The 6,640-nt window shown below is 64.8% G+C and carries 7 protein-coding genes and 1 pseudogene; 2 read left to right on the forward strand and 6 right to left on the reverse strand.

Annotated elements, in window-relative coordinates:
* Positions 1–317 (reverse strand): annotated as a pseudogene (locus tag Q0L57_RS02425) (aspartate kinase); the annotation flags it as partial.
* Positions 318–597: 280 nt separating this feature from the next.
* On the opposite strand from Q0L57_RS02425, the gene ubiG reads away from it, so the two are divergent.
* Entirely contained in the window at positions 598–1,347 is a 750-nt protein-coding gene (gene ubiG / locus Q0L57_RS02430; RefSeq protein ID WP_296737469.1) for a bifunctional 2-polyprenyl-6-hydroxyphenol methylase/3-demethylubiquinol 3-O-methyltransferase UbiG, read from the forward strand.
* 13 nt (positions 1,348–1,360) lie between these two features.
* Here the strand turns inward: ubiG and Q0L57_RS02435 are convergent, their stop codons facing one another.
* Complete coding sequence (locus Q0L57_RS02435) at positions 1,361–2,275, reverse strand: DMT family transporter (RefSeq protein ID WP_296737471.1); 915 nt, start codon at positions 2,273–2,275, stop codon at positions 1,361–1,363.
* A 103-nt stretch (positions 2,276–2,378) separates the two neighbouring features.
* On the opposite strand from Q0L57_RS02435, the gene Q0L57_RS02440 reads away from it, so the two are divergent.
* A complete protein-coding gene (locus Q0L57_RS02440; RefSeq protein ID WP_296737479.1) occupies positions 2,379–2,867 on the forward strand; it encodes a MarR family transcriptional regulator in 489 nt (162 codons plus the stop codon).
* Here the strand turns inward: Q0L57_RS02440 and Q0L57_RS02445 are convergent.
* The 4 genes from Q0L57_RS02445 to Q0L57_RS02460 form a co-directional block, all read right to left on the reverse strand.
* A complete protein-coding gene (locus Q0L57_RS02445) occupies positions 2,857–3,492 on the reverse strand; it encodes a response regulator (protein WP_296737472.1) in 636 nt (211 codons plus the stop codon). The two genes, Q0L57_RS02440 and Q0L57_RS02445, sit on opposite strands and share 11 nt — an antisense overlap.
* A 4-nt stretch (positions 3,493–3,496) precedes the next feature.
* Positions 3,497–4,558 (reverse strand): ATP-binding protein, encoded by a 1,062-nt coding sequence (locus Q0L57_RS02450; protein ID WP_296737473.1) that lies wholly within the window; start codon positions 4,556–4,558, stop codon positions 3,497–3,499.
* A 138-nt stretch (positions 4,559–4,696) separates the two neighbouring features.
* Positions 4,697–4,891, reverse strand: a complete 195-nt coding sequence (locus tag Q0L57_RS02455) for a hypothetical protein (RefSeq protein WP_296737475.1) — start codon at positions 4,889–4,891, stop codon at positions 4,697–4,699.
* A 372-nt stretch (positions 4,892–5,263) separates the two neighbouring features.
* Entirely contained in the window at positions 5,264–6,568 is a 1,305-nt protein-coding gene (locus Q0L57_RS02460; protein WP_296737477.1) for a nitrate/sulfonate/bicarbonate ABC transporter ATP-binding protein, read from the reverse strand.
* Between the last annotated feature and the right edge of the window lie 72 nt (positions 6,569–6,640).

A 6,640-nucleotide genomic window follows, 5' to 3' on the forward strand; every position in this document is an offset into this window, starting at 1 on the left:
TTGTCGGTCTTGATCGGGATCTGCCAGCCCTGCCAGGAGCGGGCGTGGATGCCCATGTTCTGCAGCGTGATCGCCAGAAGGCCGGCCGTGACCTGCTCGCCCGAGGCGACGACGGCGTCATATTCGCGCGCGTCATGCATCGGCGAGGCCTCGCGGGTCCAGGCAACCAGCTCGTTGGTCTTGCCGGCCATCGCCGAAACCACCACGGCGACCTCGTGCCCGGCATCGACCTCGCGTTTGACATGGCGCGCCACATTGCGGATGCGGGCGATGTCGGCGACCGAGGTTCCGCCGAATTTCATCACGATGCGCGCCATGGAAGCGAGATGCCTTTGACTGAAGCCGGCTCAAGGCCGGAACGGGAAGATGCGCCCGGCAAGGCCGGGCCGCGGAAATGCGCGGCCTCCTTAGCCAAAACATGAAGGCTTCGCAAGCGAAGGCGGTCAAGAAGCGGTCGGCGCGGGTCTGTCGCTGGATCGGTCGTCTACCAGAAGGTGCATGATGGAGCCGTCGGCAGTCAGTTGGCAGCAGCGGAAAAACCTGCCTTGACTTTCTCGGCCCAGGACCCGACTTCCTAGCGTTCGAGGAGACCACCAAATGCCAGAGCCCCGCCGATCGACCATCGACGCCGGAGAAGTCGAGCGCTTTTCCGCCCTTGCCGCCGAATGGTGGAACCCTAACGGCAAGTTCCGGCCGTTACACAAGTTCAATCCGGTCCGCCTCGCCTATATCCGCGACCAGGTGGCGACGCGTTTTGGCCGCGACCCGCGCGCTGCCCGGCCGTTCGAGGGCCTGCGCTTCCTCGACATCGGTTGCGGGGGTGGGCTTTTATGCGAGCCGATGGCCCGGCTGGGCGCCGATGTGGTGGGCGCCGACGCCTCGGCCACAAACATCGAGGTGGCAAAGCTGCATGCCACGGAAGCCGGCGTCAGCGTCGACTACCGCGCCACGACGGCCGAGGCTTTGGCCGACGCCGGCGAGACATTCGACGTCATCCTCAACATGGAAGTGGTCGAGCATGTCGCCGATATCGATCTGTTCGTCGGCAAATGCGGTGAGATGGTGCGTCCTGGCGGCATCATGTTCGTCGCCACCATCAATCGCACGCTGAAAGCGCTGGGCCTGGCCATCATCGGCGCCGAGTATGTCTTACGCTGGTTGCCGCGCGGCACCCATCAGTTCGGCAAGCTGGTGCGGCCCGAGGAACTGGAGAAGGCACTTGGCGTGGCCGGGCTTACCGTGATCGACCGCACAGGTGTCATCTATCATCCGCTGGCCGATCGCTGGCAGAGGTCCAAGGATATGGACGTCAACTACATGGTGCTGGCGGAGAAGGGTTCGGTCTGACCGGCCGCCGCATTCATGCCGGCTGGGTCTGCGCCCTCGCCACGGCCTGGTTTTGCGCCTTCGTCGTGATGAAGACGCCGGCGGTGATGATGATGGCGCCCACCCAGGTCAGCAGCTGATAGTGCTCGCCGAGGAAAATCGTGCCCGCGAACAGTCCGACCGCTGCCGCCACATAGCCGATCTGGCTGAGATAGACCGGCCCGCCGACCGCCTGTAGCCGGAAGAAGACGGCAAACATTGCCGAAGCCGAGGCAACCTGTCCGGCAACCACCAGCGGCACGCCGCCGAGCGAGACGAACGCCTGGCGGCCCAAAAGCGTCAGAATACCAATGAGGAGCAGCGTCGCCGCAGCCAGATGGCTGCCCACGGCGAGTTCGATCGGCCCGGTGCCTTCCGGCCAGTCGACAGTGCGGTAGATGTTGCCGGCGGCAAGGCTGACCGGAATGAGCAGGCCCACCGCCACCCAGAAATAATCGGCGGGCTGGCCCGCCTCGCCGCGCGTGAGCGCAACCATCACCGCGCCGACGAAACCGACGGCGATGCCGGTCACGCCGAGCAGGTTCGGGCGTCGAACGCCGAGCAGGATCGAGAACACCAGCGTGATCACCGGCGACAGCGTGAACATGATGCCCGTGTAGCCCGCGCCAAGATGCGGAATGGCCGAGAACATCAACAGATTGGGAATGGCATAGGATACCGCGGCGGTGACGAAGAAATAGCGCAGCTTGTGCGCGGTCAGCCGGATGCGCTCGCCGCGCAGGAGAATAACTGCCAGCAGCACGCTGCCGGCGCCAAGCGAAATGACCAGCGCCCAGACCATCGCAGGCACGCCGTCGGCGGTCGCAAGCTTGCCGAAAGGCAGGGTCAATCCGAGCAGGCCGCCGGTAACGACAAGAAGCCCAGGTGCCGAATCCCAGAAAAATTTCATCGGATGTAGTCCCGTCCGTCCTGCCGAGCGCTTGGCCTGAATGCCGCTTTGAGATAAGATAGCATAAAGATTCTTGATATCAAGATACTTTACGGTGAGCGAAATGGACCGCGCGGCGAAGGCCATCGAACAGTGGAAGCGCGAGCGGCCCGACCTCGACGTGTCGCCGATGGGGGTGATCGGCCGACTGAATGAAGCGTCCTCACTGATCGCGCGCGACCGCCTCGCGCCGGTCTTCGCCCGCTTTGGGCTGCAATCCGGGGAGTTCGACGTGCTGGCAACGCTGCGACGCTCCGGCGCCCCTTACGCCCTGACACCGACCGAGCTCTACGAGGCGACCATGGTGACCTCGGGCGCCATGACGGCCCGGCTCGACCGCCTGGAAAAGGCCGCCCTGATCCAGCGCGCGCCCCATCCCAGCGATCGGCGCGGCGTGGTGGTGCAACTCACTGCGAAAGGTCTCGAACTCGTCGATGAGGCGCTTGCCGCCCATGTCGCCAACGAGCACCAGATCCTCGCCGGCCTGACGAGCATCGAGCGCGAGACGCTTGCGGACCTGCTCGGCAAGTTGATCGGCAGTCTCAGCCCCTGACCTGCCGATCGGCCGCAAGGCCCAGGCGGTCGGCCATCCTGATCAGGTCGGGGAGCGTGGCGGCTCTCATCTTGCGCATGGCCTGCGCCCGATTGACCTTGACCGTGATCTCGCTCACGCCAAGCTCCCCGGCGATCTGCTTGTTGAGCAGGCCGGTCACGACCAGCGCCATGACGTCCCGTTCGCGCGCGCTGAGCGTGGCGAACCGTTCCCGAAGCTCGGTCGACAGCGCCGTGTCGAGCCGGCCGGTGCGATCCCTTTCGAGCCCGGCGCGGATCGCGTCGAGCAGGTCCTGCTCGCGAAACGGCTTCAGCAGGAACTCAACCGCTCCGGCCTTGATGGCGCGCACCGACATCGGCACGTCGCCGTGACCGGTGAGGAATATGATCGGGATGGCGTCGCCGCGCTCGACCAGGCGCGCCTGGAAATCCAGGCCGCTCGGGCCCGGCATGCGCACATCGAGCACCAGGCAGGACGGCGCATCCGTGCGCGGATGCTGCGCGAAATCGTCAACCGACGCGAATACATGAACCTCGTAGCCGACCGAACGCAGAAGACTGTCCAGCCCGTCGCGCACCAGTGGATCGTCGTCGACGACATAGATCGTGGCTCTCGGCTCCTGCACCGGATCAGTCCTTTGCCTTGTCCGTGGGCAGCGTGAAACCGAATACGGCGCCGCTCGGATAATTGGGCGCCGCGTAGACGTCGCCGCCGTGAGCCTCGACGATCGAACGGCTGATCGCAAGCCCGACGCCCATGCCCCCCGGCTTGGTGGAATAGAAGGGGTCGAAGATCTTGTCGAGCGCGCCTTGAACAAGTCCGACGCCATTGTCGCGGACGCTGAGCGTGATCTTCCTGCCGTCCGTCGCGAGGCTCACCAGAAGGTCGCGATCGTCGGCTCGGCCGGCCTTGAGGGCCTCGATGGCATTGACGACGAAGTTGAGGATCACCTGTTGCAGCTGGACGCGGTCGCCCGTCACCGCCGGCAGGTCGTTGGCCAGTTCCGTCCGCAAGCCGATCTGGCTCCCGCGTATCTCGCCCAGCGCGAGCGCCAGCGTCTCTTGCACCAGCTCGGCCATGTCGACCAACTCCCGGGACGGCGGCTTGCGCGCGGCCAGGCCGCGGACGCGGCCGATGACATCGCCGGCGCGGCCGGCCGCTTCCACGATGCGCTCGAGCGCCTTTCGTGTCTCTGCCCCATTCGGTGGCGACGCGCTCAACCACCGGATCGCGGCATTGCCATTGGCTGCGATGGCTGCCAGCGGTTGGCTTACCTCATGGGCGATCGACGTGCCCAGTTCCCCCACCAGCATCATGCGCGACATGTGCGCAAGGTCGGCATGTGCCTGCCTTGCAGCCAGGTTGGCGGCCTCGATCCGCAGCGCCAGATAGGTGGCCGCCCCAATCGCCACCAGGCTCAACGCGCAATTGGCGAGCCCCGCATCCGGATCGCCGAACCGGGTGAGCAAATAGCTGACTATGGTGAGGAAGACGGAGACCGTTCCCACCAGCATCACCGCGCGGGGTCGGCCCGCCTGCACCGAGATGAGAACAACCACGACATAGAGGACCGCAAAGGCGATTTGGAGTTCGGTGATGGTGTCGGCGACGAATATCCCCAACATCAGAACGGCTATGGCCAGCCACAACAGGGGTTTTTCAGCGTGCAACCGTGCGGTATCGAAACTCATCCTTTCGTCTCCGGCTCTCCGGGCGCGATCCTATGCTCGGGCAGTCCAGCATTAGGCATAAACGCCGAGCCGCTCTAACTATTTGTTTTCACGCAAATTCTGATCTGAAGATCGTTACACATCTTTCCCGTGATTGTTCTAGCGGCTCGCTCGTCTTCTCATGCAGGCGCGAAGGACGCAAAAGGAAACACGCGTGAGCGCATAGGAAACCCGCAGCATCCAGCGGATGACCGCCAGCGGCAACAGACGATGCTGAAGCAGCAGGGCTGCCAGCCCGGACAACATCTGCGCCAGATACAGCAGGACGCGTGCGGCGGCGAAGGCGACGCGCAACCATAACCATCGCGGGCCTGACGTCCGGCGCGTTGGGTTATTGGCGTTCCCGCGCTGCCGCCTGTGCGTTGACCGCCCTGTTTCGAAATCTTCTCGGCGATGCCGAACCATGGAACGATCCTCCATGAGCTTCTCCCGAATTTGCGGAGCACCTGGCCGATTTCGCCTGCTGGTCGGCCACGGCCTCGGCCATGCCGGCGCACGGCAGCGACCGTCCGCGCCGTGCCCAAAATCTCCTTCGAAGGCGGACGGCCACTCGACAGGCCGTCCCATACGCTCCGCGGCCAATCGACCGAGGGATCGATTGGTTGGGCCGGGGGTGAACCAAGGCCCGATGGGTTGGGCCGCGTCCTATCTGCGATTGGCCGGGGCTCAGCTCGGATTTTCGAGCGTGAACAGGTCGGCTTCCTCGTCATAGGCGAAATACTCGGCGTAGCGCGCCAGGCTGATGATCGCCTTGACCGTGCTTTCCGCGTACTCCTCCGACATGTAGTCCTCGAGTTCGTCGCGGAATCGACGGGCCGGGGCCTTGTGGCTCGGCCGCTCGTCGAGGATGCGGCGGATATGCGCGGCTAGAGGCACATAGCTCGCCAGTTGCTGGGCGAAGACGCGCTTGCGCTCGTCCACCTCGCTTTCGGCGAAGCGCTTGCCGGCGGCGGTGAGGCGAAGGTCGCCACCCTCCAATTCGGCGAAGCGCAACAGCTGCAGCGTTTCGGCGACGGGGAAAAGGTCGTCGATATCAAGCCTCAGATCGGCGGCAAGCGGTGGCAGGTCTGCCTTGCCGTCATAAGGCTTGGCCGCGACGGTCTCGATCAGGCCCGCGAGCTCGTTGGTGGAAACCCTTGGCAGCACCATGGCGATGCCTGTCCCGGGGAAGAGCCCTTCCCGCGCCGGGGCGGCGGCTCCGGTCTTGGTCGTCATGCGGGCATAGATGTCCTCCACCAGCGCCCGGAAAGCCGGATCGAGACGGTTGCGCGGCTGCGGCATGTCGACCTTGATCTCGCCGATGACGTGGCCGGGATTGGAGCCGAAGATCAGGATGCGATCGCACATCAGCACCGCCTCCTCGATGTTGTGCGTCACCATCAGGATGGCTTCGATGGGCATGCGCCCCTCGCACCAGAGGTCGAGCAGGTCGGTGCGCAGCGTCTCGGCGGTCAGCACGTCGAGCGCCGAAAACGGTTCATCCATCAAAAGCAGCTTCGGATGGACGACGAGAGCGCGGGCGAGACCGACCCTCTGACGCATGCCGCCGGAGAGCTCTTTCGGATAGGCGCCCTCATAGCCGTCGAGGCCGATGAGGTCGATCGCCGCGATAGCCCGCTTGCGCCGCTCCGCCGGAACGACGCCCTGCGCCTCCAGCCCCAGTTCGACATTCTCCAGCACAGTGAGCCAAGGGAACAGCGCAAAGCTCTGGAACACGACCGCGATGCCTGAGCGCGGCCCGGTTACCGGTTCGCCCTCGAAGTCCACCGAACCCTCGGTCGGGCGGATCAGGCCGGCGATCGTGCGCAGCAGCGTCGACTTGCCAGAACCGGAACGTCCGAGCAGGCCAACGATCTCGGCCGGGCGGAGCGTGAGGTCGACATGGTCGAGCACGACCGATGCGCCGTTGTTGTAGGACTGCTTGACCCCCTTGACGGTGACAAGAGGCGTATCCTTGGCGATGATATTCATGATCTGTCCTCCGGACGGGTCAATCGAGGCGCAGCCGGCGCTCTGCATAGACGTAGAGCGGGCGCCACAGGG

This window comes from Mesorhizobium sp., assembly GCF_024509055.1.
Taxonomy (GTDB): Bacteria; Pseudomonadota; Alphaproteobacteria; order Rhizobiales; family Rhizobiaceae; genus Mesorhizobium.

Bases quoted from the DNA above. Each gene is read 5' to 3' on its own strand.
- ubiG (WP_296737469.1), top strand. From the start codon at position 598: ATGCCAGAGCCCCGCCGATCGACCATCGACGCCGGAGAAGTCGAGCGC.
- Q0L57_RS02435 (WP_296737471.1), bottom strand. From the start codon at position 2,275: ATGAAATTTTTCTGGGATTCGGCACCTGGGCTTCTTGTCGTTACCGGC.
- Q0L57_RS02440 (WP_296737479.1), top strand. From the start codon at position 2,379: ATGGACCGCGCGGCGAAGGCCATCGAACAGTGGAAGCGCGAGCGGCCC.
- Q0L57_RS02450 (WP_296737473.1), bottom strand. From the start codon at position 4,558: ATGAGTTTCGATACCGCACGGTTGCACGCTGAAAAACCCCTGTTGTGG.
- Q0L57_RS02460 (WP_296737477.1), bottom strand. From the start codon at position 6,568: ATGAATATCATCGCCAAGGATACGCCTCTTGTCACCGTCAAGGGGGTC.